Origin of the sequence: Dokdonella sp., assembly GCF_035703485.1 — a bacterium.
GTDB lineage: Bacteria > Pseudomonadota > Gammaproteobacteria > Xanthomonadales > Rhodanobacteraceae > Dokdonella.
The window spans coordinates 1-25024 of sequence record NZ_DASSYD010000108.1 but is presented as its reverse complement, the minus strand read 5'-3'; the positions used below and the strand labels follow the sequence as shown (position 1 = coordinate 25024).

Annotated in this window: 19 protein-coding genes and 1 pseudogene; 14 read left to right on the top strand and 6 right to left on the bottom strand. The window is 60.1% G+C overall.

What is annotated here, in order from left to right:
• Positions 1-45 precede the first annotated feature (45 nt).
• From VFN25_RS08195 to VFN25_RS08175, 5 genes are read left to right on the top strand one after another with little or no spacing between them, the layout of a single operon-like run.
• Positions 46-2451 (top strand): TonB-dependent receptor, encoded by a 2406-nt coding sequence (locus VFN25_RS08195; RefSeq protein ID WP_325140688.1) that lies wholly within the window; start codon positions 46-48, stop codon positions 2449-2451.
• Positions 2452-2488: 37 nt separating this feature from the next.
• The gene (locus VFN25_RS08190) at positions 2489-4081 is read left to right on the top strand and encodes a tetratricopeptide repeat-containing sulfotransferase family protein (protein ID WP_325140686.1); all 1593 of its coding nucleotides are present in this window, start codon (positions 2489-2491) and stop codon (positions 4079-4081) included.
• Complete coding sequence (locus tag VFN25_RS08185) at positions 4078-5274, top strand: MFS transporter (protein ID WP_325140683.1); 1197 nt, start codon at positions 4078-4080, stop codon at positions 5272-5274. The genes VFN25_RS08190 and VFN25_RS08185 overlap by 4 nt, the downstream gene beginning before the upstream one ends.
• Positions 5271-6743 carry an NAD-dependent succinate-semialdehyde dehydrogenase gene (locus VFN25_RS08180; RefSeq protein WP_325140681.1) on the top strand — a complete coding sequence of 491 codons (1473 nt, stop codon included), beginning with the start codon at positions 5271-5273 and terminating at the stop codon, positions 6741-6743. The genes VFN25_RS08185 and VFN25_RS08180 overlap by 4 nt, the downstream gene beginning before the upstream one ends.
• Position 6744: 1 nt before the next feature.
• Entirely contained in the window at positions 6745-8472 is a 1728-nt protein-coding gene (locus tag VFN25_RS08175; protein ID WP_325140679.1) for a serine hydrolase, read from the top strand.
• Between the two features lie 239 nt (positions 8473-8711).
• Here VFN25_RS08175 and VFN25_RS08170 read toward each other — a convergent pair whose 3' ends face one another.
• A complete protein-coding gene (locus tag VFN25_RS08170) occupies positions 8712-10232 on the bottom strand; it encodes a hypothetical protein (RefSeq protein WP_325140677.1) in 1521 nt (506 codons plus the stop codon).
• A 115-nt stretch (positions 10233-10347) separates the two neighbouring features.
• Between VFN25_RS08170 and VFN25_RS08165 the strand changes: the two genes are divergently transcribed.
• From VFN25_RS08165 to VFN25_RS08135, 7 genes are all read left to right on the top strand, one after another.
• Positions 10348-10728: a VOC family protein gene (locus VFN25_RS08165; protein WP_325140675.1), complete on the top strand. Its 381-nt coding sequence runs from the start codon at positions 10348-10350 to the stop codon at positions 10726-10728.
• Between the two features lie 86 nt (positions 10729-10814).
• Positions 10815-11417 carry a sigma-70 family RNA polymerase sigma factor gene (locus VFN25_RS08160; RefSeq protein WP_325140673.1) on the top strand — a complete coding sequence of 201 codons (603 nt, stop codon included), beginning with the start codon at positions 10815-10817 and terminating at the stop codon, positions 11415-11417.
• Positions 11401-12420, top strand: coding sequence for a FecR domain-containing protein (locus tag VFN25_RS08155; protein ID WP_325140671.1), 1020 nt, complete (start codon positions 11401-11403; stop codon positions 12418-12420). The genes VFN25_RS08160 and VFN25_RS08155 overlap by 17 nt, the downstream gene beginning before the upstream one ends.
• A gap of 219 nt (positions 12421-12639) precedes the next feature.
• The gene (locus tag VFN25_RS08150) at positions 12640-12927 is read left to right on the top strand and encodes a type II toxin-antitoxin system RelE/ParE family toxin (RefSeq protein WP_414648903.1); all 288 of its coding nucleotides are present in this window, start codon (positions 12640-12642) and stop codon (positions 12925-12927) included.
• 15 nt (positions 12928-12942) lie between these two features.
• Positions 12943-13233, top strand: a complete 291-nt coding sequence (locus tag VFN25_RS08145; RefSeq protein ID WP_325140669.1) for a HigA family addiction module antitoxin — start codon at positions 12943-12945, stop codon at positions 13231-13233.
• 243 nt (positions 13234-13476) lie between these two features.
• Positions 13477-15180, top strand: a complete 1704-nt coding sequence (locus VFN25_RS08140; RefSeq protein WP_325140667.1) for a cation:proton antiporter — start codon at positions 13477-13479, stop codon at positions 15178-15180.
• A 66-nt stretch (positions 15181-15246) separates the two neighbouring features.
• On the top strand, positions 15247-16212 hold the full coding sequence (locus VFN25_RS08135; protein ID WP_325140665.1) for a universal stress protein: 966 nt from the start codon (positions 15247-15249) through the stop codon (positions 16210-16212).
• 236 nt (positions 16213-16448) lie between these two features.
• Here the strand turns inward: VFN25_RS08135 and VFN25_RS08130 are convergent, their stop codons facing one another.
• The 5 genes from VFN25_RS08130 to VFN25_RS08110 all read right to left on the bottom strand — a co-directional run bounded on the left by VFN25_RS08130 (position 16449) and on the right by VFN25_RS08110 (position 22618).
• Positions 16449-17801, bottom strand: a complete 1353-nt coding sequence (locus tag VFN25_RS08130; RefSeq protein WP_325140663.1) for an aspartyl protease family protein — start codon at positions 17799-17801, stop codon at positions 16449-16451.
• Between the two features lie 235 nt (positions 17802-18036).
• Positions 18037-18633 (bottom strand): DUF4199 domain-containing protein, encoded by a 597-nt coding sequence (locus tag VFN25_RS08125; protein ID WP_325140661.1) that lies wholly within the window; start codon positions 18631-18633, stop codon positions 18037-18039.
• 46 nt (positions 18634-18679) lie between these two features.
• Positions 18680-19093: a response regulator transcription factor gene (locus tag VFN25_RS08120; RefSeq protein ID WP_325140659.1), complete on the bottom strand. Its 414-nt coding sequence runs from the start codon at positions 19091-19093 to the stop codon at positions 18680-18682.
• Positions 19094-19866: 773 nt separating this feature from the next.
• Entirely contained in the window at positions 19867-22038 is a 2172-nt protein-coding gene (locus VFN25_RS08115) for a hypothetical protein (RefSeq protein WP_325140658.1), read from the bottom strand.
• 325 nt (positions 22039-22363) lie between these two features.
• Positions 22364-22618, bottom strand: a complete 255-nt coding sequence (locus VFN25_RS08110; protein WP_325140656.1) for a hypothetical protein — start codon at positions 22616-22618, stop codon at positions 22364-22366.
• A 195-nt stretch (positions 22619-22813) separates the two neighbouring features.
• On the opposite strand from VFN25_RS08110, the gene VFN25_RS08105 reads away from it, so the two are divergent.
• Together VFN25_RS08105 and VFN25_RS08100 are read left to right on the top strand one after the other, a co-directional pair.
• A complete protein-coding gene (locus tag VFN25_RS08105; RefSeq protein WP_325140654.1) occupies positions 22814-24175 on the top strand; it encodes an APC family permease in 1362 nt (453 codons plus the stop codon).
• Positions 24176-24443: 268 nt separating this feature from the next.
• A pseudogene (locus VFN25_RS08100) lies at positions 24444-25024 on the top strand (pyridoxal-dependent decarboxylase); the annotation flags it as partial.

The following is a 25024-nucleotide window of genomic DNA, read 5'->3' as shown; positions in this document are numbered from 1 at the left end:
CCCTACTTCTTCAACCACGCGCCTTAAACACGGGGAACCGCCAGCATGAATGCCCATCGCAATCGCAACACCGCCGCGCAAGATCGCGGCACCCGTCACACCTTGCTCGCCGTCGCCATCGCGACTGCCCTGGTGATGCCCGGCCTGGTTTTCGCGCAAGACGAAAATTCCGAGAAGGACAGAAACACCACCCAGCTCGCCCCGGTCACGGTGACCGCGCAGGGTCGTGAGGAAGACATTCTCAGCGTGCCATACAACATCAGCGCGGTCTCCGGCGACACCATCGAGTCATCCAATATCCTCGATACCGCCGAGTTGATGCGCAGCGTTCCCGGTGTCGGCGTGATCGATCGCGGCGCACGCAACTCAAGCGTGGTCAGTGGCATTCGTATCCGCGGTCTCAATGTCGACAGCTCGGCACTCGGTGACTACGCCGTCTCGGCTGCATCGACCGTAGCGACCTATGTCGACGACACGCCGCTGTTCGCCAACTTTCTGCTCTCCGACATCGAGCGCGTCGAGGTACTGCGTGGCCCGCAGGGCACCTTGTACGGATCCGGTGCGCTTGGCGGCGCAGTGCGCTTCATCTTGCGCAAGCCGGAGCTGGGTGGATTCAGTGGTCGGGTCAGCTTGAGCGGGTCGAGCGTCAAGCATTCCGACAGTATCAGCAGCTCGGCGTCGGCAACACTGAACATTCCACTGGCCGAGACAATGGCCTTGCGTTTGAATACCACGATCAATGATTTCCCGGGTGTCACTGACTACCGTCAAATCTATGTGCTCGACGATCAGGGCACGCCCGTTGCGCCGTCCGGCATTCTCGATACCGATGCGAGCTATCGCAGCAAGAAGGATGCCGATTTCGTCAAGCAATCCTATGGTCGCGCCTCGCTGTTGTGGCGTCCGAGTGAAACGTTTGACATGACCTTGAGCTACATGGCCCAGGCCGACCGTTTTGGCGGTCGCCGGGGCACTTCGCTCGGCACCGATGGTTACGGTGTGCCCTATCAGGATCTGGAAGTCGGCTCGATCCAGCTTGAACCAGCGGATCGTCATGTCAATCTGACCAGCCTCGAGGCAAATATCGATCTCGGCTTCGCCACGCTGACTTCAAGTACCGCGGACTACAATCACGTTGGCGACATCACCAGCGAGAACACCGGATTCTACGCGCAGAACGGTTGGCTGGCCGCGTTCTACTACAACTATCCGCGCCCCATGGCCTCGGCCGTGCGCACCTACGGCGACAGCGCCTTCACCCAGGAATTCCGCCTCGCCTCGAACAACGGCGAGCGCTTCGACTATGTGCTCGGCGCCTACTATCAGAACCAGAAGCGCAACAGCTCGCAAGACAGCCTGTTGCGCGGCTTCAAGCAGTGGTGGGATGCCGCTTATCCGGCTTTCGCCGATGCCGTGATCAGTGATCAGGACTACCTGTATCGGCAGAAAGAGCGTTTCAAGGAAACCGCGTTCTACGGCGAATTGACCTGGCATGCCACGGACACGGTCCAGTTCACCGGCGGCATGCGCTATTTCAATGACGATTCGACGACCAATGTGTTCCAGACCACCGGGCTCTACTCAGGCGTTGTTGACAGCTCGACCTCGAAGGGCACCCAGGACGACTCCGGTACCTTGTTCAAGGGCAATGTGTCGTGGAGCTTCGCACCGAGCAATCAGCTTTACGCCACCGTTTCAGAAGGCTATCGCCGTGGTGGCACCAACGGCACACCAACGACAGGCAACTTCGCCGAGGACCCGGCCTGGACCACCTACCAATCCGATACCGTGCGCAATTACGAGCTGGGTTTGAAGGGTGCGGTCGGACGCATGACCTACAACGCCAACGTGTTCTATGTCGACTGGAAGGATCCGCAGATCAACTCATCGACCACCAACTGGGGCTTCTTTGCCGTGCAGAATGCGGAAAAGGCAAGCACCCGGGGTATCGAGCTTGAGCTGGCGGGAGGAATCGGTGACGGCTTCAGCTACGGTCTCGGCTACACCTATACCGATGCCCAGTTGGAGGCTGATACGTTCGCCGTCGATGGTGCTTATCAGGTCGGCTTCAAGGGTGATCAATTGCCCGGCGCACCGAAGCATCGGATCAATGCGAACGCGAGCTATGGTTTTCCACTGGCCGACGGCTGGTTGACGTTCCGCGGCGACATCTACAACCAGTCGAGCATGCGCAACGCGCTGAGCCTGAGTCCGAGATTCGATACCACGCTCAGTGGTTTTACCATCCTCAACGCATCGATGACCTACGCCCGCGATAGTTGGGATGCCACACTGTGGATCAAGAATATCGGCAACGTCGATGCCGTCAACGGCATTTATACTGACTTGTATATGGGTACCTCACCCGAGCAGAATTACTACGGCAACGGCTCGAAAGCGCTGGTCACATTGCCGCGTACCGTTGGCGTCACCGCCAGCTACCGTTTCTGAGGAATCCGGGGGAAGGCATGGACAACAGGATTTGAACATGCCTTTGCAGGATGTCGGGCTCGCGCTTGAGAGAATCGAAGCGATGCTCGGCAAGGGGGAATCCCGAGCCGCGGAGAACGCTGCTCGGGCTCTCCTTCTGGCCAGTCCGGAACACCACGATGCGCAGGTTTTGCTCGGCCACGCGCTGCGTTTGCAGGGTCGTGCTGGCGAAGCGCTTGATGTGGCCAGACATGCGCAGTCGCTGGCGGTGAAGCATCCGGCTTCACGCATGTTGCTGATCGACCTGTTGCTTGAACAGGGTCTGCGCGACGAAGGTCTTGAAATCCTCGATCAACTTGCGGCGGACGCTGACGCGCATCCTCCGCGCCTGCTGCAGGATGTCGCCCAGCGCTACACGATGCTTGGTTTGCACGTCGAGGCCGAGGGCTGCCATGCGCGTGCGCTCAAACAGCAGCCGGACAACGCGCAATTCATCTACAACCATGCGACCTCGTTGATCGCGCTCGGTCGGCTGGTTGCGGCCGAGGCGGCGCTCGACCGCGTGATCGCCCTGAAGCCTGACGATGCCGATGCCTGGTACAACCGCGCGACGCTGCGCAAACAGACGTCCGAACACCATCATGTGCAGGCGATCGAAGCGCAGCTGGGAAAAACCCCCGCCGGCACGGCGCCCAGGGTTGCACTGGGCTATGCACTGGCCAAGGAACTCGAAGATCTGCGTGAATACCCACGCTCGTTTGCGGCGTTGAAAGAGGCCGCCGATACGCGACGTCGGCATCTGCGCTATCGGGTCGAGGATGATCTCGAAACGATGCAGCTGATCGCCGCCGCTTTCGATGGCGCGTTTTTCGCCCGCGAGCATCGCGGTCATGACGACGCGCGGCCGCTGTTCATTGTCGGTCTGCCGCGCAGTGGCACGACCCTGGTTGATCGCATCCTGAGTTCGCATTCGACCATCCGCAGTCGCGGCGAGACCAGTGATCTGGTCATGGCCTTGGTCAGGCAGGCCGGCAAGGTCGCCAACAAGGCCGAACTGGTGCAGCGCTCGACGACGCTCGACTTCGCCGACCTCGGACAAGCCTATTGCGCCAATCTCGGCGACGGCCCGGAGCAACGCCTGATCGACAAGACGCCGGTCAATTTTCTCTATCTCGGCATCATCGCCGCGGCCTTGCCCAACGCGCGCATCATCCATCTGCGGCGCAATCCGATGGATGCCTGCTATGCGATGTACAAGACGCTGTTTCGCATGGCCTATCCGTTTTCCTACGATCTCGGCGATCTGGCCCGCTACTGGATTGCCTACGATCGCCTGATGAAGCATTGGAAAAAGGTGCTGCCCGCAGCGCAGTTTCTTGAACTCTCCTACGAGGATCTGGTTGCTGATCAGGAAGGTGTCAGCCGCCGCCTGGTCGATTTCGTCGGTGTGCCCTGGCAGGACGAATGCCTGGCCTTTGAACGCAATCCCGAGCCTTCGCTGACCGCGAGTGCGGCCCAGGTGCGCCAGCCGATCTACACCTCTTCAGTCGCCTTGTGGCGGCGCTACGAAAATGAACTCGTTCCACTTCGCGCTGCCTTCGAGGCGGCTGGCGTGGCCATCGAACATCCGGACAACGGAGCCACGCCGTGAGCGAAACGCCTGCACAACCTGTCATCGAAGCAACCCCCGCCCTCGCCATTGACGGCTTCTGGCTTTACCTCCTGTTCGCCCTGCTTGCCACCGCTGGTTTCTTCTACATCAACATCATGGCGGCGATCGTCGATGGCCTGATCACCGGTCTCGACTTCAGCAATGCACAGGCCGGCATGGTCGGTTCGGCGAACATCTACGGTGCCAGCGTCGGTGCATTGTGTGCGGTGTTTGTCGTGCGCCGGGTCGAATGGCGTCCGGCACTGGTGATCCTGTTCAGCCTGCTCATGGCCATCGATCTGGCTTCGACCGTGATCCGCGATCCGACCGTGCTGATCGCCGTGCGCGCGGTGCATGGCCTCATTGGTGGCTTGAGCGTCGGCATCGCCTATTCGGTGATGGCGCGGCTGAATTCGCCAGACCGTGCCTTCGGCGTACTGCTCGTGTTGCAGTTCGGCCTTGGCGGACTCGGCGTGATGTATCTGCCACTGCTGGTGCCGCTGTACGGCGCACAGATCCTGTTTTTCGTGCTCGCGACCCTGACCGCGATTGCATTGGTATCGATGCTGGCGATTCCGAAACGCCTGTGCAAGAACCGCAGCCGGGCCGAACTCGAAGCGATTCCAGCCAGCTATCGCAAGCTCACGGTAATCCTGTCGCTGCTCGCGCTGTTCCTGTTCCAGGCCGGCAACATGGCCCTGGCCGCTTTCATCATCCGCCTCGGCGAACATGCGCATCTGACCCGTGACTTCATCGGCCAGGCACTCGGCTGGGCAACCTGGATTGGCGCGGCCGGCGCCGGGCTGGTCATCTTCATGGGCACGCGCTTCGGTCGATTGCGGCCGTTGATCGCCGCCTTCCTGCTGACCTTCGCCGGCACCGCCGGATTTTTCTGGAGCGAAAGCCAGCCGATCTTCATGGTTGCCAACGTCGGCACGGCGATCACCTGGTCGTTCGTCGTGCCGTATTTGTTCGGCATGATTTCACGTCTCGATCCGACGGGCCGCCTGGCCGCGCTCGGCGGTTTCGTCTCAAAATGTGGTCTCGCCTCGGGGCCGTTGGTCGCCGGCCTGCTGTTGGGTGAGGACAATTTCGATTTGCTGATCTGGGTCGCCATGGCCGCGCTCGCGCTGTCATCCCTTGCCGCGTTCGCGGCCGCGCGCCAGGTCGATCAACTGGAGCCTGCAACATGAGTCATTCTTCGATTCCCGGTCTCAAGGACACCGACCTTCTGCGCACGCAATGCCTGATCAACGGGCGATGGCTCGACCAGGCAGACGGCAAGTCCTGTGCGGTGAGCAATCCGGCCAGCGGCGAGAACCTCGGCACCGTGCCTGATCTCGGCGCCAATGAAACCAACGCGGCGATCGATGCCGCGCAGTCCGCCTTGCCCGCATGGGCAAAGAAGACGGCGAAAGAGCGCGCTCACATTCTGCGTCGCATGTACGAGCTGATGCTCGAACACCAGGATGACCTGGCCCGCATCCTCACTGCCGAACAAGGCAAACCGCTGGCCGAAGCCAAGGGCGAGATCGCCTACTCGGCGAGCTTCCTCGAATGGTTTGGTGAGGAAGCCAAGCGCATGTACGGTGATGTCATCCCGGGTCATGCGACCGACAAGCGCATCATGGTTCTGCGCCAGCCGATCGGCGTGGTGAGCATGATCACGCCGTGGAATTTCCCCTCGGCGATGCTCGCGCGCAAGATCGGCCCGGCGCTCGCCGCCGGCTGCACCGTGGTTTGCAAGCCGGCCTTGCAGACACCGTTTTCGGCACTGGCCTTCGGCGTCATTGCCGAGCGTGCGGGGGTTCCGGCGGGCGTGGTCAATATCGTCACCGGCAAGTCCTCGACCGATATCGGCAAGGCCATGACCGCGCATCCCGACGTGCGCAAACTCAGCTTCACCGGCTCGACCGCGGTCGGCAAGAAGCTGATGGCGCAATGCGCCGAGGGCATGAAGCGCGTGTCGCTGGAACTCGGCGGCAATGCACCGTTTATCGTCTTCGACGATGCCGATCTCGATGCTGCTGTCGAAGGCGCGATCGCCAGCAAGTACCGCAATACCGGGCAGACCTGCGTCTGCGCCAACCGCCTGTTCGTACAGGCGGGCATCTATGACGCTTTTGCAGAGAAGCTCGCCACGGCGGTCTCGAAGCTGCGCATTGGCGACGGCCTCAAGGGCGTCACCGAGCAAGGCCCGCTGATCGACGACAAGGCGCTGGCCAAGGTCGAGGAACATGTCGCCGATGCGCTTGCCAAGGGCGCACGTGTACTCAGCGGCGGCAAGCGCCATGCCCTCGGTGGAAATTTCTACGAACCAACCCTGCTGGCCGAGGTGAATACCGACATGTTGATTGCGCGCGAGGAAACTTTCGGGCCGGTCGCGCCGCTGTTCCGTTTCGAATCCGAGGAAGAAGTCATTGCCCTGGCCAACGCCACCGAGTTCGGCCTCGCCGGCTATTTCTACACGCGCGATCTGGCGCGCAGCTGGCGCGTCGCCGAAGCGCTGGAGTGCGGCATCATCGGCGTCAACACCGGCATCATCTCGACCGAGGTCGCGCCATTCGGCGGCATCAAGCAATCCGGTACCGGTCGCGAAGGTTCCAAATACGGATTGGACGACTACACCGAGCTCAAGTACGTCTGCATCGGCGAGGTTTGAAATGATCGTTCGCTTGCTAGCCATCATCGTTGCCGTCGTCATCGCCACGCCGGCACTGGCGCGCGATGCGCTCGACTACAAGACCATGGCTTCGGGCAAGTACCGCAGCAGCGTGGATCTTTCCGCCTACGCACCCGGCGCTGACGCGAGGCCGCCGACGCATCGTTTCGAGGGGCGTCTGCAACTCAGCGGCAAGCCGTCGCTGCGCACTCTGGTTGCCGACAAGGACTATCTGACCCGTGCAGGAATCGCCGCTTCGAAGTCCTGGATCGATGATTTCGACTACGCCTTCGTCCAGCACGGTGATGTGCTGATCCCGCAAAAGCGCGGCCCGATCCGCAGCAGCCATGCCTGGTGGGAAGTCATCCTCGAACCCGGACGGGTCTGGGATGAGCCCGGCGATCAGGGCTATACGCGCGCAGCGATTCCGTTCGCGCTGACCCAGAAGAATTCCAATTGCGCGCACAACGGCGTGCTGATGATCCTGTTCAATGACACCAGGATCATCGATCGCGCCGCCATGCAGATCAGCAGCGAGACCTGCCTGTACCTGCAACGTGACATGTGGGGTTGGCTGAAAGCACGCTACACGCCGCAGCCGGTGGCGAACGCCGATGCCCTTGTCGCGGCGTACGAGGGCGAAGTCGCCGCGCGGCTGCCGACGAAACCGTTGTCGGCGTTGGCCAGCGAGTTCGATGGATTCGATGTTGCAAACTTGATCACCGCGCCGACCCGTTCGCGCACCCGCCACGGTGTGGTCTACCAGGGCATCCACTACGTTTCCCGATGTCCGACCCGGCACGGCGACTATCCGTATTGCGACGTGCTCGATGTGCCTTCGTATTCGGTGGCCAAGTCAGCGGTTGCAGGCGTCGCCCTGATGCGCATGGAGAAGCTGTATCCGGGCACGGCGAAGCAACCGATGAGCCCGTACGTGCCCGCGACCGGCTGCCGGACCGAGGCGTGGCAGCAAGTCTATCTGCTCAACCTGCTCGACATGGATACCGGTCACTACGACTCGGCCACCTACATGGCCGATGAGGATGCGGAGAAGATCGTCCACTTCTTCAATCCTGAGGACTACGCGCACAAACTTGCCTTCAGTTGCGAGGCCTATCCGCGCGTAAGCGCAGCCGGCAAGACCTGGGTCTACCACACCACCGACACCTACCTGCTCGGCGTCGCCCTCAACAATCTGCTCAAGCAGCAACCCGGCCGCAAGGGCCAGGACATTTTCAGCGATGTGCTTGATGCCGATATCTACGCGCCGCTCAAACTGAGTCCAACCGCGCGAACCACGCGGCGCACCTATGACGACGCCGCGCAGCCGTTCTTCGGCTGGGGCCTGTTCCTGCACGCCGATGACATCGCCAAACTCGGCCAGTTCATCGGTCCGGACCAAGGCGCGATCAACGGCCGGCAATTGCTCGATCCGACCCTGCTCGATCAAGCCATGCAACGCGATCCGCAACAGCGTGGCTTGCAAGCGGCACATCTGAAGAAATTTCGCTACCAGCACAGCTTCTGGGCACGCAATCTGGAAAAGGAACTTGGCTGCGACAAGCCCACATGGATTCCGTTCATGTCAGGCTTTGGCGGCATCCTCGTCGTCATGCTGCCCAACGGCGCCATCTGGTACAGCGCCGCCGACGATGGCGAACTGCCCTCGATCGACTTCGCCAAACCGGCGATCGAGCTGGCCAGACTCGGCGCTTATTGCAACAGCTGATCCGGCTTGCGTCAGCCAGGTTTCCGCGGAAAATTCCGCACGCGGGGATTTTTCCCGGGCAAGGGTGATCAAGCCGGAGACACATTGGTTTCAATGGACCGGTGGCGCCGGGGCGAGGGTTTGCTGCCGCGCGGCATGCCACCCACTGTCTGGAAAATGAACCTGCCGCTGCGCGTGGCTTCCGCGGGCCAGCAGATTTGACTGGCCACGCCGAACCATGCAACCAGTAGTGCGGAAAACTATCGCCCCTGACTTTGGCACGTTTCATAGGCTGGCAGGTTGAGTCCCAGCACGATATCGCGGCTGGCGCGCCAGCCGCTGTGAGCGTCCCCGTGCGCCTGTCCGATGCCGCTGCCACCGAATGCGGCGATGTTGCGTTTCCTGATCTCGTCAGTCAGCCGCGGATCGTCCGTGAACATCAGGTCGCCAACGTAGTAGGTGCATCGTCCGGGCTCGATGACATGCATGTGAATGTGCTGCGGGCTGGTTCGACCGGGATAGGCGCCGGGCCGGATTGTCTGGAAAGCGTAGCGGCCGGCGTTGTCGGTTCGTGCCCACGCGCGCAGGCGGCCGTGGTTTGCCGCAGCGCCAGTGAGACGGGGGTCGCGTGGATAGTGGCCTCTTGCATCGGTCTGGTAGGCGTAGACAACCACCCCCGTTTGCGGCAATCCGGCCTTGTTTCTGACAATGCCGCTGACCAGCAAAGGCTCGCCGGGCTCGTTCGCCGGTGCGATCCGGGCCGAGCTTGAAAGCACGCTCGGCAAACCGATGAACACGGCTTCGCAACCTTCGCAGGCCACGCTGACCGGTTCATTGCCGGTTACCGCGTCCGCAGCAATCTGTTGTGGACGGACATCGACATGGTCAGTGTCTTTCGCGTCGGCGAGATCGATCGATGCCGTCCATGCGGCATGCAGTGGCTCGAATACCTCAATACGAAGTGACCCAAGCTGGTCGATCCCGCTCAGCGAAATGCACCCGTTCCGATCGCTACTCGCCCAATGCACACGCCGGGATGCCGAACGATCCCGCGCATGCACGGCGAGCAGCAGTCCATGGGCCATTTCGTCATCCGCCGCGTCGGCGAAGCAGGCCTTAAGCGGCTGGCGCTTCGAGGTCTGTGCAAGCGAGAGCGTGGACGACAGTCGGCCCGGGGCCAGCCAAAGTCGACCCCTGGACGAATCGGGATCACCCGACGCGCTGGCTTGCGGATAGTTTGACTGCAGAAACTGCATGGCGTAACGCGCGTGGTCTTGCAGCGGTATTTCCCACCGGCGGGGTTCGTCGAGCGGATCGAACGCCCACAGCCGGCGGCGTTGGGAGAACACCAGCGCATGGGCATTTTTCTGCAGATCGATTGCGAAATCCCGTGACGCCCCGGCCAACGCCGCCGAATCCAGATGTGCCACATACCACTCGCGATCCGTACTTCTGACCGCGTCGAGCAAGGCACCAGAGGGTGGGCTGCCGGTCACGACAACAAACGTGCGAAATCGATCATCGCGAATTTTCGCTGCCGCGCGGCGCAGGGTTCGGGCGGTCAGGCTGGCCAGCGCGGGTGAGACGGTGGACGGCATAAAGACAAGAATCCCGGCGTCATAACCGTGTTGACACATCGGGCAGATCACGCGACCCGCGTAAGCGCCTTGAAGATGCATGACATCAATGGCCGGTACGGCATCCCAGCGCGGCAGGGCGGCTGGCGATGGCGGCGAAATCACCAGGCAGAGCAGGGCAAGGCAAAGAATGCGAATCATCATCGTCGTCTCCGGTGTAGGCTCACCATCAAGACGCGTTCACCAGCCGCATTGTTAACCACTGCCGCCAAACTCCCCTCCTGCAAGGGGTCCTTCAATTCAATCAGGAAGCATGCGCATGAACGACAGTCCCCGGCTTTCCGCAATCCGTCAGATCGCGATCACGGTCAGCAATGTCGAGACCGCACTCGCGTTCTATCGTGACGTTCTCGGCCTGACTTTTCTCTTCAGTGCAGGCCCCGACCTGGCCTTCCTGGATGCCGATGGCGTGCGCCTGATGCTGAGCACGCCACAAGGCGGTGGACGCGTTGGCCACAATTCGATTCTCTATTTCGCGGTTGTGGACATTGTTGCCACGCATGCGGCGCTTGTGAAGCGCGGTGCCAGCGATGAGCGCACTCCACAGCTTGCGGCAAAGATGCCGGATCATGAATTGTGGATCGGGTTCGTACGCGACCCGGATGGCAATCTGGTTGGACTGATGGAGGAAAAACGCTGAGTCTCGAAGCTGGGCTGCCTGAGGCATCAGTTTGCAGGTATTGCGTCGACTTGGTGCCTACCGTTTCCTGAGACCTGCGAAGAGCCGTGAACCCGCCAGACAAACCGGATCAGCCGAACAACCGGCACGACGCGCCAGATGCCCTGGATATCGGTCGATGGGTCGGCGAAGCGCGCAAGGATTCGCAACAGGCTTTCAACTGGCTGCATCGAAGGTTTGCTCCGCTCGTGCATGGCATCCTGCTTGGCCGATTTCGCCCGGCCCAAGCCGACGAGCTGACCCAGGAGTGTTTCCTGATCGCGTTCGCGCGGATCGACCAGTTGGCCGACGAGCACAAGTTCGGGCCCTGGATAGCGACGATTGCACGGCGCGTTCGGCCCACGGAATCGTCTCGCGAAGTCCTCCTTGATGCCGCTCCCGAGATCGAAGCCACCGACTGTCGACCCGATGACAAGGCCGAGGCCGAGGCGCTTCTGTGCGCGATCAGCGGGTTGCCAACGGCTTATCGCGAAACCCTGATGTGGCGACTCGTCGAGGGCTTGAGCGGATTGGAGATTGCCGAGTTGAGCGGACTCACCCCCGCCTCCGTCCGGGTAAATCTGCATCGTGGCATGCACAAGTTGCGCGAGACGCTCGGCATCATCGATCCGGCAACCAGAATGGAGGAGCGCAATGAACCACGATCATGATCCGCTCTGGGATCCGAGCCAGCCGGCCGATGCCGAGTTGCGTCGCATGGAAAACTTGCTGGCCAGCTACCGACTTCGCCCGACAACGCTGAATTTGGCGGCAAAGCCGCGGGTCAGCAGACGTGCATCGCTGCGCCGCTGGCTGCCGGCGCTGGCGGCCGGAATCCTGTTGGCGCTTTCGATCCCTGCGTGGTTGCAATACCGACTGGCGTGGCAAGACGGCCGCGCCTGGCAGGCAACGACGGCCGAGACCGGCGGACATCCGGAAGCGCTGACGATTGCGCCCGGAAACAGCGTGACCACGACTGCTGGGCAGACCGCGACGATCACCGTCGCGCGCATCGGCAGCGTTCGCTTGTCACCCGACTCGACATTGCGCCTGGTCGAAACACGTGCGGGCCGACACCGCGTCAGTCTCGCCCATGGCCATCTGCGCGCGCGAATCTGGGCACCACCAGGCTATTTCGGTGTTGCAAGCGGGGCTGCCGAAGTTGTCGACCTGGGCTGTGATTTTGATCTCTGGAAACAGGCTGATGGCCACGGCCGCGTCTACGTGCACAGCGGCTGGATTGCCTACGAAGCCGCCGACAGGCAGATCCTTGTTCCGGCCGGTTTCGAGGTTCACTTTGATCCACAACAGGTGTCGACGCCAATTCGGCGCGGCGCTGGACCCGCATTGCAGGGAGCTGTCGGCACTCTCGAAATCGCGCTGGCGGAATCCGGCGAAAACTCCACCGAGACCTTGCAAGCAGCCAGCGATGTCGCTGCGAAGCTTGAGGACGCAGATGCGTTCACCGCCCTGAGTCTGCTCACGCGCTATCCGAAACTGGCCGCAACGGCCCTGTACCCGCGCCTCGCCCGCGCCCTCGGCGCATCCGCAGATGATGCTTCCCATCACGCCGCATGGGTGGCCGGAGACCACGACGCGATCAATGCCTGGTGGCAGCGCATTCCAACCCCGCCAAAACGCTGGTGGGCGAACTGGAGGGATGCTTTCAACTGATGCCTGGCAAGGCGGGAATCACCAATGCCTAAAAAAAAGCGAAGCAATGCGACGGGGGCAAGCTCCAGAAACCTTCATCACCAATCGGAGAAAAGGGAGAAAAGGGGATGGAGGCATTTTCGGGCCGTGCGTCGCGAATCGGCGCGTTTCAAACAGATAATTCCTCCGTCCCCATTTTGCTCATAACGTATTGCGTTATATAACGCATAGCGTTATGATATGGGCGTGATAGCAAATTTCTCCAACCGCGAATCAGAAAAAATCTGGGGCGGAACGCCCTCGCGCCGATTGCCCGCAAACATCCAGTCAGTCGCTCGTCGCAAGTTGCGAATGCTCAACAACGCGGCAAATTTGAATGACTTGCGAATTCCTTCGGCTAATCGGTTGGAGGCGTTGAAAGGCGTCCGAAAAGGCCAATACGGTATTCGCATCAATGACCAATGGCGTATTTGCTTTCGCTGGAGTGGCAATGACGCCCATGACGTGGAAATCGTCGACTACCACTGAATCCAGGAGTTGACCATGAAGAAATTACCCAACATCCATCCAGGTGAGATTCTGCTTGAAGAGTTCCTCAAGCCCCTGGAGATCAGCCAGAACGCGCTCGCTCGCGCAGCCGAGGTGCCGCCGCGACGCATCAACGAAATCGTACTTGGCAAGCGCGGCGTAAGTGCTGACACCGCCGTGCGCCTCGCAGCCGCACTCGGTACCAGCGAGCGATTCTGGCTTGGACTGCAGGCCGACTACGATCTCGAAGAGGCGCACCGGGTACTCGGCAATGCCGTCAATCGGATTGAGCGCATCGCGGCGTAGAATGACTCGCAGCCGCGTGGCCAGCGTCTTCGATTGTCTGCGCGAATGGACAAAGGGCGACATGGCCAATCGGCATCAATAGGCATCACTCATTGAATCAGCGCGATTCAATTGTCGCTGGCATGCGCGTAGCAATCTCTCTCGTGGAGGTGTCCTTCTGTCAGCCAGTTTGATACACCTGAAGCCAGCGCAGATCGACTGGTTTCATCCAACGCGCCGCCTTCGGAGTGGATCAGGGCCCTGATGGAATATCTCCTTCAAATCATCTTGCTGCTGGCCGTGGCGATTGCCGTGGTGGTTGTCTTCCAGCGCTTGCACATTCCGACCAGCCTCGGATATCTGCTGGTCGGAATGATTCTTGGCCCACACACGATCGGGCCGGTTGTATCGATGCCGGGGCTGGAAAGCCTCGCCGAATTCGGTGTCGTGTTTCTGCTCTTCACCATCGGTCTGAACTTCTCACTGCCCAGGCTGCATGCACTGCGCGACCAGGTTCTCGGCCTGGGCACCGGGCAGGTGGCGTTTACCACCTGTGTCGTTGGCCTGGTGATGTGGCTCGCCGGCCTGCCGGTTGCCGCCGCCTTCGTGTTCGGCGCCGCCTTCGCGCAATCGTCCACGACGATTATCGCCAGCCTGCTCAGCGAGCAGGGCGAGGAAAACACCCAGCATGGTCGCCTCGGTCTCGCCATGTCGGTCTTTCAGGATGTCACCGCGGTTCCGTTTCTGGTGGTCATACCGGTGTTGGGACTGTCAGTCACAGCAGGCGCGCTGGCCGGTAGCCTGGGTCTGGCGCTGGCCAAGGCCGTATTCGCCTTTGCCCTGGTCTTTTTTGCCGGACGTTGGTTGCTGCGGCCGTTGTTCTATCTGGTGACCAAACGCAGATCGCTGGAGATGTTCACCCTGGCCGTGCTGCTGGTCGCCTTGCTCGCCGCCTGGGTCACCAACAGCCTCGGCCTGTCGCTGGCATTCGGCGGTTTTCTTGCCGGAATGATGCTCGGCGACACCGAGTTCAGGCACCAGGTGGAATCCAGCATGAGTCCGTTTCGGGATGTCTTGCTGGGTCTGTTTTTTATCGGTATCGGCATGCGTTTCAATCCATTGGCGATACCGCCCATCTGGCACTGGGTCGTACTCGGTGCGCTGCTTATCGTCACCAGCAAGACGCTGATCGTCGCCGGTCTGGTCGGCAAGGCTGGCGTCGATGCACGGATGCGCTGGCGAACGGGTCTGATGTTGAGTGTGGGTGGCGAATTCGGCCTCGCCCTGATCGCCATCGCGCTGGATTCCAGCGTGATCGACATGCAACTGGGGCAGATTGCGATCAGTTCGGTGCTGCTGTCGATGATTGCTGGTGCGCTGCTGATTCGCTTCAATGGCACGATCGCCGGCTGGCTGGTCAAGGCACCGGAACCAACGACCACCGATACGGCGGAATTGCCAGAGTCTGCGGAGCATCATGTGGTCATCGGTGGCTACGGTCGCGTGGGCCACACCATCGCCGTGCTATTGCACGCAAGTGGCGTTCCCTTTGTCGCATTTGATACTGATCCGAAGCGGGTATCGCAGGGGTCGGCGGATCACCATGCGGTCTGGTTCGGCGACATCGCTGATCCGGGATTGCTGTCTGCGATTCATGTGGAAAGGGCGGCCTTGGTCGTGATCGCCGTGGACAATCCGGACACCGCCCTGGCCGCGATGTCCTATATCAAGAGAACCTGTCCGCAGGTGCCGGTGATCGTGCGCGCCCGCGATCTTGAAACCAGTACCCGCTTGCTGGCTGCCGGTGCCGTCCACGCCTATCCCGAAACCATAGAATCAAGTCTGCGTCTCGGCGCCACCGCGTTGAAAATACTCAATGTCGCCAGCGATGAGATCGAGGTGATGGTTCAGGATGTGCGAGACCGGGATTACCAGCCTGTGCTGGATAATGAATCAGGCAAATCATGAGATGCTTCATCGATCACGCAAGCCGCGAGTACAGCACCGGCCCATGAACAACAGAGGTCAATCGGAATGAATCTATTCAAGAATATTCTCTACGTATCCGAAAGCACCGTTGCCGAGGAAGCCTCGATCATGCGCGCCGTGTCGCTGGCGGAAAACAACCAGGCGGACTTGACCGTTATCGATGTGGTTCCCTCTCTCACCGCGGGCATCGGCATGCCGAGTGGCGGCCCGACATCCCGCGATCTGCAGTCGGCCACGGTTGACGAACGGCGCAAGAAACTTGAGGCGTTGATCGAGCCGCATGCAAAACGACTGAACATCCAGGTTGAGGTACTGGTAGGCAGAACCTTTCTCGAAGTTATCCGCTTCGTACTACGCAACAAACACGACTTGCTGATCAAGCCGGCCGAGAATCCGGGTTTTATCGAACGCCTGTTCGGTAGCGACGACATGCAGTTGCTGCGCAATTGTCCGTGCCCGGTCTGGTTGGCGCGGGCGGGGGAAAAATCCAAGTACCAGAACATTCTCGCCGCTGTCGATTTCAATCCGGATATGCCAGATGCCGTCGAGCAGGACCTCAACCGGCAGATCCTTGGATTGGCCGGCTCTCTCGCGTTCTCGGATTTTGCCGCGCTGCATGTGGTGCACGTCTGGGATGCGCCGAGCGAAGCGATGGTACGCATTTGGGCCAACAACCCGCAGGTGGCCAGCGCCGAGTACGTAAAGGGCGTGCGTTCCAGTCATGAAAGCGCCTATGACGGCCTGCGCCAACAACTGGTCGAGCGCGTCGGTGAAGACGCCAGCAACTACCTCTCGCCCCAATTCCATCTGCGTCGAGGCGCCGCCGCGACAGCCATACCCGAAACCGCCAGGGAGTTGCAGGCGGATCTGGTGGTCATGGGTACAGTCGCCCGCACAGGCATCGCAGGTCTGCTCATCGGCAATACCGCCGAAGCCGTTCTCGAACAATTGCAATGTTCCGTACTTGCGGTGAAACCGAGCGGCTTTGTGTCACCGGTGAAGCCCGCCTGAGTTGGCGTGCCGACAGTTGGATCCGCCGGAGAAAGTGAAAGCGGAAATGGAGGTTTTTTTCAGGATTGTGCGTCGTCAAGCGGCGTGATTCGAATGCGAAATTCCTCCGTCCCATCTTTCTCACGCAGTCAGCACAATCGTTTGTGCAACGAAGTTGGACCCCGCCGCCCGCTTTCAGCGGCTTTGAGGAAGTTGTGCCGCCGGCCGTTCTGCTGCAGTGGCCCGCGGGCAAAACCTCAATCGATTGCCGGAATGCTGAATCGGTGGGTTCCATCCTTTCGCTGGATCACCAGTTCGGCGGCTTCGCGCGATTTGAATTCCTGAACCAGCCATTTCACGGTCTCACAGTACGCCAGCCCATCCAGTTGGGTAAGCGAATGGCCCTGTGCCTCTATCACGTGGTCGCCCAGTTTGAGTCCAGCGCTTTCAGCTGCTGATTTGGCAAACAGTCTTGAGATCACCGCACGACCGTCAACTATCGAAATACCGTAGCCGGGATCGGGCTGTATCGCGTCGGCTTCGCTTCGTTTTTCCAGCAGCATTCGACCCCCGGGATAGTCGAGCGTCACGATATACGTTTGCAATAATCCAGCGCCGAATAGCGTCGGAGGCATGGCTCTGACAATCGACTCGGTGGCATCCAGCTTGTCGGATGAAAAAGAAACCCCGCTGACCTCAAAATGCGTCAAAGGCCCAATTTTGCTCAGGCCACCGGCGGATTCACCTTCATAGCCCTCTCCGTGGGCCACTGTTCCCGGCACGACGGCCCGCTTGAAGGTTGGGGTATCAACGATCTTGTGGAAAAAGGAGATATTGGCGTTGTTGCCGGTATCGAACATCGCCTTGTCAGCAAGATCGCCAACAGAATAGTCGATGATCGGTGCATGTGGATAGCCCACATCGTAAAGCTTGGTATGCAGCGACTTTCCCCTTGGCGAGGGAAGCTCGCCAGTGTTTGCGGCGATCGACAGCTTTTTCGCTTGAGTATCGATTCGCCAGACACTGGCAGGGAAAATCTCCGACCCGATCAAACCGTTGCCAATCAGGCACTGCCCCATGTCGGTCCCTGAAAAGTCGTGGATCAGCACCGGCACTTGACGGAAGGTGAAATCGCCGAGTGACAGTCGATCCACGATGGCGATTTTCATGGTCACCTGATTACCGTGCGAGTCGACGCCTACGTTCTGCCCGATCACCTTCAGACCGAGGGTGTCTGCGAACTGTTTTGCAAGGACTGTAGGGGAGCCGGTATCGAACAGGAACTCGCTCGTTTGACCGTCCACGATCGCCGCGATATGCAGTTTCCCGTTGCGTAGTGTGATCGGCAGGTGGGTAACGAGTGCCTGGCGTTCAATTGCGACGGGGCGCGCGAATATCTCGGCGGATGAACGCTCATTCGATTGCGCCGAAACAGGATTGCTGGCAATCGCAAGCACAACAATAGAGGCGATCGATACCCGTTTCATGGCGCGCACCCGTCTGGAAAACCACGCGCTCATTTCAACACGAAAATGAAAATTGCGAAACTGGCACAAAAGGACGCCGTGGCCAGTGGGCATTTTACTGCCAATACCTGCGACTACTGACACGGCCAGATTCGCGCGAGCCGATTGCACACCCTCCAATTCGAGCCTTCCACCATGCCACGCCAACCCAGTTCTGAACTCGGATCAGATCCGCTGAAGTCGACTGATCCATGCATCGCGACGTGTGGAAAAAAGGGGCGGATAAGTCTTCAAGGTAGTGCATTGGCGATCACCGTGATTCAAACGGAAAATTCGTATGGATCAACGCAGGCTTACCGTCCCCCTTGTCTCTGGATCGTCATCCCCGCCGCGCTGGCAGGAACCGGCTATTGCGCAGAAGTCCCGCCGAGACCATCGATACCAGCACGCCAACCGGGAATATCTCCACGAAGGTCATCGGCAGACGAATCAGCGGGTCGGCGTATTGGACCTTGAATGTCTCCATGTCGGCAGTGAGCGTCGCCAGGGCTTCGGCGCTCGCGCCGTCGGCCTTTGCGCTGGCGATAATCGCTTGCGCATAGGCGGCGGCGAAATCCATCTGCGTCGTCGCCTGTACCACTTCCCAGGCGATCACATAGAAGACCCCGGCGATGAAGCTGACTCCCAGCCCGACCGCAAACGCGGGCAAGAATCCGATCACGCCTCCGCGGTCCACGTCGCGGTGCTGCTTGATTCCAACAAACACGGCGCTCATAGCGATCAGCATGGTCGTATAGCCGATCAGCATGCCGAAAGTCAGTGGCGGCATCCCGTCGAATGCGGTGAAGATTCCAATCTGGAACGCGCCGACGATCAGGCCTGCGATAACGCCGTATTTCAGGATGGTCCGAAACATCGCATTTCTCCCCAGTGGTGGTGGTACCGCCATTGGCCGCGATCCGGCGCTGTCCGGCAATCGCCCAAAAGGGTGATTTCGGCATATTCACCCGAATGAATCGACCTCAGGGCAGGATTCCCAACTCACGCGCGCGGCGAATCGCCTCGGTGCGTCGTCTTGCGCCCAGCTTTTCGAAAAGCCGCACCACATGGGTCTTCACCGTGTTCGGCGAAACATTGAGGTGCGCAGCGATCTGCTTGTTGGAACCTCCGGCGGCCAGCTCGTGCAGCACTTCCAGTTCCCGCACGCTAAGGCCGAGCGCAGCTTGCGCCTTCGGGTTGCCGTCGAATGCGACCGGCGCCGGCGCGGCAAAGACTCGCACGCCGAGGAAAACGCCCAGAGCCAGAAAAGCGGCTGCGACCAGAAACAGGTAGATGTCGCCCGAATGCATCCGCGCCAGACGCTGATAGTCGAGCCACTGCAATGCCAGCGTCCCCGCCGCCAGCAACGCCCCATAACCGATCACCCGCTTCCACATCCCCATCTCCGCTCGTGCCTTACGCGGCTATCTTAGCGCCGGTTTGCGGGCGTGCATGGAAACGCCGTCCGGTTCGGTGTGGACAGGAAAGCGGGCGGCGGTAATTGGTCGCTACTTTGACGACCGACGTGATTCGAACGCGAGATTCCTGCTTACGTTATATCCAGGCGTGTACAGCAGGCTTTCAAGGTCTGATCCTGTCGGCGAGTCTGTCAATACAAAGCACGATCCCGGAGGCCTCAGGCATTTTAGAAATAAATTTCCCACCAAAATGTGTCCCGGACTATGAAAATACGCGACCCATCATCGGTGGGGTCGACTTTGTTAGTGGTGAACATGAGCCAATGAATGGTGCAGATCAAGATGTGCGGGATATTCTTGATACGACATATTGGGGTAGCCTGCTTCCAGGAAATACTATTCACATAGTGAATGCTGCTACTGGAAATTGGGCAAACTGGGTTACAACCGGCACTGGAAACTACCGCATGGACAATAACGGAAATAGCCAGAGTCCCGGGGCAACCATTGAGATATGCGGAAATCAAGGGGGGCTTCAGCCGTGCCCCAAGGCGAAATGAAAGTATTCGAAAACTAGCGAAACTAGGAACAGGTTGCACTCTCGATGTAACGGAAATCGCTGGTGAGTTCATGCGCACCCGAACTCGCTAGCGTAATCGAAACGAGCGAAACGAGGGTCAGGTTGTACTAACCAATAGATGCTGCTGACGAGTCCAACATGCCCAGACTCGCCAGCGTTGGTCAATCACCCGTCAGTTGCAAAAATCCCCAATCTTGTCGAGCTGTGCAACCGTGTTGTTGAAGGTGAATTCGGCGTTGTCGCTGAAGAAGTAATAGACCATGTTGTTTGGCAGCAGGACCACCGAAATGCCGCCGAAGCCGGACATGTAGGGGATATACAGATTGCTGCTGCAGCCGAGTGAGGCATCGGCTTTCCAGATCCAGAAGCCGTTGTCATAGGTATCGTAGGCGCTGCCGGCGTTGAGGCCGTGGTAGCTGGTGGTTTGCAGCACTTCGTTGACCATCGAGGATTTCAGTTTCTGCGTGCCGCCGATGGCACCGCCGGCGTTGTTGACGAGTTCGGCGAGCTTGACGATGTCGTCACGATGATAGGTCAGACCGAACCCGGTCACTTGCTGGTTGGCCGCATCAAACGTGCGAATCGAGGTCTTCGCGGTCGGGCTCAGTTTCAACGGCGTGTAGACGTTGTTGACCATCCAGTTGAAGCTGTCCTGGCCGAGGTATTGATCCATGGCGCGGCCGAGCAGATAAGTATCCGAGGTGTGATAGACCCAGCTGGTACCGGGTGTCGCCTTGCGCGGATAGCTGCAGGCGAAGCTGGTCATGCCGCTGTCGGAATAGTCGAGGAAGAAGCCATTGAGCATGGCCGTGGAACCTTCATCGGCCTCGAATCCGGAATCGGTGTAATTGCCGGTAGCCATGTCGAGCAGGTTTTCGAGCTTCACATCGTTCCAGCGCGATGACGGGCAAGTCGATACCTGGCTGGTGACACTCAGGTTCTTCACGCCCGGATAGAGTTGCTCCAGAGCCATCAGGCCGTACGCGCCGTAGGTCGATTTGGCCACCGAGTAGGAGGGCAGATCGAGCACATCGCAATACGGATAAGTGCCGTAGCGAGTCTCGCAAGCGCCGGTGTAGTGGACGCCGTTGTAGGCGACGCCGAAGGCCGTGCGCGCACTCGCGCTCTGCTCGCTGCCGATCGTCGCGATGGTGATGCCGCTGCCCGGATAGTCGGTGGCCAGCGCACTGATCGGCTTGGTCGGCATGCGGTTGGACACTTCGGTTTCATAGGCCGATTTGATCGCCGCGGCGTTGGCGATGGTCGATGGCGTATAGCTTGCGCTGAGTCGACCGTACAGATTGAACTGGTAGTAGTTGCAGGTTTCCGAGGCGATCTCGTAGGCCACAGAAGACATCGAGCCGTCGGATTTGAACAGGAAGCTCAACACGCCGTTGTGCGTGCAGTTGGCGCCGTATTCCTGCAAGGCGAATGGTATTGCCGCGCGCGAATAGCCGTTGTCGGAAATCTCGTCCCAGACCCGGCCCGGTTCGAGGATCAATTCCCAGACGGTATGGCTGGTGATCTGCAGGCCGCGATTGACTGGAATCAGATGGCTGCCGTGCTGGACAAACGAGTAGTTGAAGTCCGGAAGCTTTTTGATGTTGGTGATCGAGGCGTAGCCAGCGGTGTCACGGATGCTGGCCCAGCCGCGCTGCACGGCGCTGAAGTTGAGCGTGCCCTGAAAAGTGTTTGAGGGATTCGCCGCGTTACCTGGCACGGCAAACGCCGACAGGTTGACGAGACTGCCGGTCGCCGCGGTCTGCATCGTCGAATAGCTCAGATCGCTGCGGCTCACTGATCCTGTGCCGGGCAGGCAATCGTAGTCGCAACTCGGCGGCGGTGGCGTACCCGCCGTGCCGGTCACCTTGATGTCATCGAAATAGCAGTAGTCCGAGTTGCTGTTGCCCGCGGAGCGCAGACGCAGTTGCATCGAGGCGTTGTTGTCGACGCCGCTCGGCGATGCGTTGGTCGTGTACAGGGTGACCCCGTTGTCCTGTCCGTCGACGACGGTGTTGATGGCCGTCCAACTGCCGCCGCCATTGCTGGAGACTTCGGCGACGCAGGTGTCGTTCCATTCCAGTTGCGAGGCGGCGATGCTGGTCGAAATGGAAACGCCGGTGTAGCCGACCGTGGAAACTGCCTGGGTCGCGGTGCGCGAATTGCGCAGGCGCAATGAATAATTCGATCCGTACAGGTTGGCGATCGCGCTGGAGCCGTAGCCGCCGATCGTCCAGCCATTGAAATTTCCATCCTGGAAATCATCCGAGAACACGGTTGCGGCCGAGACCTGTGCGGAGAGCAGAATGAGTGCGAGCAGGATCCAGCGACTGGGCATGAGCATGACGAACCTCCACGAAGCGAAAGGTGAGTAAGCACGTTGCCGCTTGAGCCGGGTCCGTTCGCATCGCGGCCATTCAAACCACGCTTGAGCCTGCGACGTATTTGTGGATTCGTGTAGGGCCAGTTGGAAAGTTTCGATCAGACCAGAACAGGTCCGGGACTACCTTCGCGGTCCAGGATGCTCGGCAGGCTGTCGAAAATCGCTCAGGCGAGTGCGCGGCAAGCCGAAGCGGGCCGTAAAAGCGCGGTCTACATCGGGTAAGTGAGCATTTTGACGCGCGCTTTGCCGCCGGATCGTTCCGCCCGAGTAGAACTTCAACAGCCGGTCAGGTGCATTGCCCGCAGCAACTGTGGCTGCCCTGGATGTGCACCAGGTTGTTGTCATCCTGCAGCTCGGCGTTGTCCAATCCGGCCTGGAGCAACGCGGCCCTGGCTTGATCGAGCGAGACGTCACCGTCTATCCGAACTTCATAGCCCGAAGCTTCGGCGCGAATCAGGGCATCCGGGTCGTGTTCGCGCACGGCCTGCATGATGGCGGTGGCCATGGAATGGGTGATCGGGTCGGCCGTAGTGAAAAGCATGGGATGGCTTCCTTGAGTCTGAATGAAAAGGGCGTGCAGCCGAGGCTCGACTGCGCGACTTCATCATCGGCAAGCGCCGGTGACGGGTCATTGATCGGCGTCAAGCGAGCGCTGGTTTGGTGCCAACCAGCGAGTTGATCGGATTGACCGATCGGCAGACCATGATCGACTCTGCGAACCTCGGGGAGATCTCGCATGCAGGAAGCAACGAAGGAAGCGTCGGCGCTGGCCGGCGGAAAGTTATTGCGGGTGCTCGGTCTGGCTTTCGGCCTGGCGGTCATGGTCGGTCTGACCATCGGCATGGGCATCCTGCGCACGCCCGGTGAAGTCGCGGCCAAGGTGCCGACTGAATCGCTATTCCTGATGGTCTGGGTTCTCGGCGCAGGTTACGCGTTGCTTGGCGCCCTGAGCATGGCCGAGCTGGCAACCCTGAGGCCACGTTCGGGCGGCCTCTATCCGATGGTCCACGATGCCCTGGGTCCGTTCGCCGGATTCGTTTCGGGCTGGACCGACTGGCTGGGTTTTGTCGGCACAATGGCGGCGGTCGCGATTGTCCTCGGCGAGTACGTCGGGCCGCTGGTGCCGGCATTGATCGGCCATGAGGCCTTGACCGGATCGTTCGTCGTTGTCGTGTTCGCCTTGTTCCAGTGGCGCGGCATTCGAGTCGGCAATGCCGTGCAACTGGTCACCAGTTCGATGAAGGGAATCGCGCTGATCGCGCTCGCTGTTGCGGCGTTTGCCATGGTTGTGCCGGCAGCACCTGTCGAAACGATGGCGCGTGCCGTGCAAGTCCCCGGTGGCGCGCTACTGATTGCCGCGATCGTGGTTGCCCTGCAATCGGCGATCAGCACCTATGACGGCTGGTCCGCACCGGTCTATTTCGGTGAGGAAATCAAGAATCCGGGGCGGGAAATTCCGCGCGCGATGATCGGAGGCGTGCTTCTGGTCATGCTCATCTACCTTGCCCTCAACGTCGCCTTCCTGCGTGTGGTCGGAATCGAGGCGATGGCCGGCGATCCGTTTGTCGCGGCAACCGCAGCGAGTCGCTTGTTTGGGCCGATCGGCGATACCGCGCTGCGTGTGCTCATGATCATTTCCCTGATCGCCTCGGTGAATGCCTTGCTCCTCGGCGGCTCGCGCATTCCGTATGCGATGAGCCGCGATCGGTTGATGCCGCCGATCATGGGTACGGTCAATGCCGGCGGCACGCCGGTGCCGGGCCTGGTCGTCGAAGTACTCGTCTCACTCGTTCTGATTGCGACCGGCACGTTCAACAGTCTGATTGCGATGCTGGCGTTCTTTTTCGTTGCCAACTACGTGCTCGTGTTCGTCTCACTGTTCGTGCAACGGCGACGTGCGCCGGATGCACCGCGACCGTTTCGCGTGCCGTTGTATCCCTTTGTGCCGGGCCTGGCCCTGCTTGGATCGCTGGTGTTTCTGGTTGCCTCGATCTGGAGCGACCCTGAAGACAGCCTGGTGGCTATCGCCATGCTGGCCGTCAGTTGGCCGATCTATCGGCTGGTTTGCGCCCGCGCCAGGCAAGAGCCCGGGAATTGACCTGCCACAGGGATGCACTTGACCGTTGCCTGGATCAAAAAGCGGAGCTGAAGGCAATGTCCCAATTGCCGTCTCGTCTTCCGGCGTGATTCAAACAGATAATTCCTCCGTCCCCTTTTTTTGTGTTTCTGATCTGGATCAAGGCTGCCACTGGCGCTTCGGCCCACACTCTTCGGCCGAATGGGTGGCTTGATTTTTGACTGGGGATTGAATGCCAGCGGCAAGCCTCCGGTCGCATTCCCTATCAACGTGACCAGTGACTTTTCGCATGCCTGCAGAATCACCGCTGACCCGTCATCGCATCGATGCGTGCTTCCTCGGGCCGTATGGCGAGAACGACGGTCTGCTCGAGAGCCTGGTCGTTGAATTTTTGCGTGACCACATTTACTGGCGGCGCAACTTTCATCCCGAGGATCCGCCCGCGATCTCGACCGAGGCATCGCGCCATCCGGATTATCTGGATTTCGAATCACGCATGCGCCGCGAGCTGCACAAGCTCTCCGCTTCACTGAAGAAATCAGTACCGTTCCACAGCCCGCGCTATATGGGTCACATGGTTTCGGATCTGTTGCTGCCCGGACTGGTCGCTCAGATCCTGACCCTGCCATACAACCCGAACAATGTCAGCGAGGATTCGGCGCCGGTCACGGTCGATCTGGAAGTCCAGGTTGGCCTGCAACTCGCGCGCATGATTGGCTACAAGCACGATCCCCTGCAGGCCGATTGCGCATTTGGCCATCTGACCTCGGGCGGCACCCTGGCCAACTATCAGGCCTTGCGCCTGGCCCTGGCGCTGAAGGCATTTCCGGTTGCCCTGCGTGCGGCCGGCGTGCCTGATCTGGTCCTGCC

What these genes read in the sequence shown, in the direction of transcription:
- VFN25_RS08165 (WP_325140675.1), top strand. Translation starts at nt 10,348, where the DNA reads ATGAACGACAGTCCCCGGCTTTCCGCAATCCGTCAGATCGCGATCACG.
- VFN25_RS08175 (WP_325140679.1), top strand. Translation starts at nt 6,745, where the DNA reads ATGATCGTTCGCTTGCTAGCCATCATCGTTGCCGTCGTCATCGCCACG.
- VFN25_RS08155 (WP_325140671.1), top strand. Translation starts at nt 11,401, where the DNA reads ATGAACCACGATCATGATCCGCTCTGGGATCCGAGCCAGCCGGCCGAT.
- VFN25_RS08135 (WP_325140665.1), top strand. Translation starts at nt 15,247, where the DNA reads ATGAATCTATTCAAGAATATTCTCTACGTATCCGAAAGCACCGTTGCC.
- VFN25_RS08195 (WP_325140688.1), top strand. Translation starts at nt 46, where the DNA reads ATGAATGCCCATCGCAATCGCAACACCGCCGCGCAAGATCGCGGCACC.
- VFN25_RS08145 (WP_325140669.1), top strand. Translation starts at nt 12,943, where the DNA reads ATGAAGAAATTACCCAACATCCATCCAGGTGAGATTCTGCTTGAAGAG.
- VFN25_RS08150 (WP_414648903.1), top strand. Translation starts at nt 12,640, where the DNA reads ATGGGCGTGATAGCAAATTTCTCCAACCGCGAATCAGAAAAAATCTGG.
- VFN25_RS08120 (WP_325140659.1), bottom strand. Translation starts at nt 19,093, where the DNA reads ATGTGGAAGCGGGTGATCGGTTATGGGGCGTTGCTGGCGGCGGGGACG.
- VFN25_RS08110 (WP_325140656.1), bottom strand. Translation starts at nt 22,618, where the DNA reads ATGCTTTTCACTACGGCCGACCCGATCACCCATTCCATGGCCACCGCC.
- VFN25_RS08190 (WP_325140686.1), top strand. Translation starts at nt 2,489, where the DNA reads ATGCCTTTGCAGGATGTCGGGCTCGCGCTTGAGAGAATCGAAGCGATG.
- VFN25_RS08170 (WP_325140677.1), bottom strand. Translation starts at nt 10,232, where the DNA reads ATGATGATTCGCATTCTTTGCCTTGCCCTGCTCTGCCTGGTGATTTCG.
- VFN25_RS08180 (WP_325140681.1), top strand. Translation starts at nt 5,271, where the DNA reads ATGAGTCATTCTTCGATTCCCGGTCTCAAGGACACCGACCTTCTGCGC.
- VFN25_RS08115 (WP_325140658.1), bottom strand. Translation starts at nt 22,038, where the DNA reads ATGCTCATGCCCAGTCGCTGGATCCTGCTCGCACTCATTCTGCTCTCC.
- VFN25_RS08105 (WP_325140654.1), top strand. Translation starts at nt 22,814, where the DNA reads ATGCAGGAAGCAACGAAGGAAGCGTCGGCGCTGGCCGGCGGAAAGTTA.
- VFN25_RS08140 (WP_325140667.1), top strand. Translation starts at nt 13,477, where the DNA reads ATGGAATATCTCCTTCAAATCATCTTGCTGCTGGCCGTGGCGATTGCC.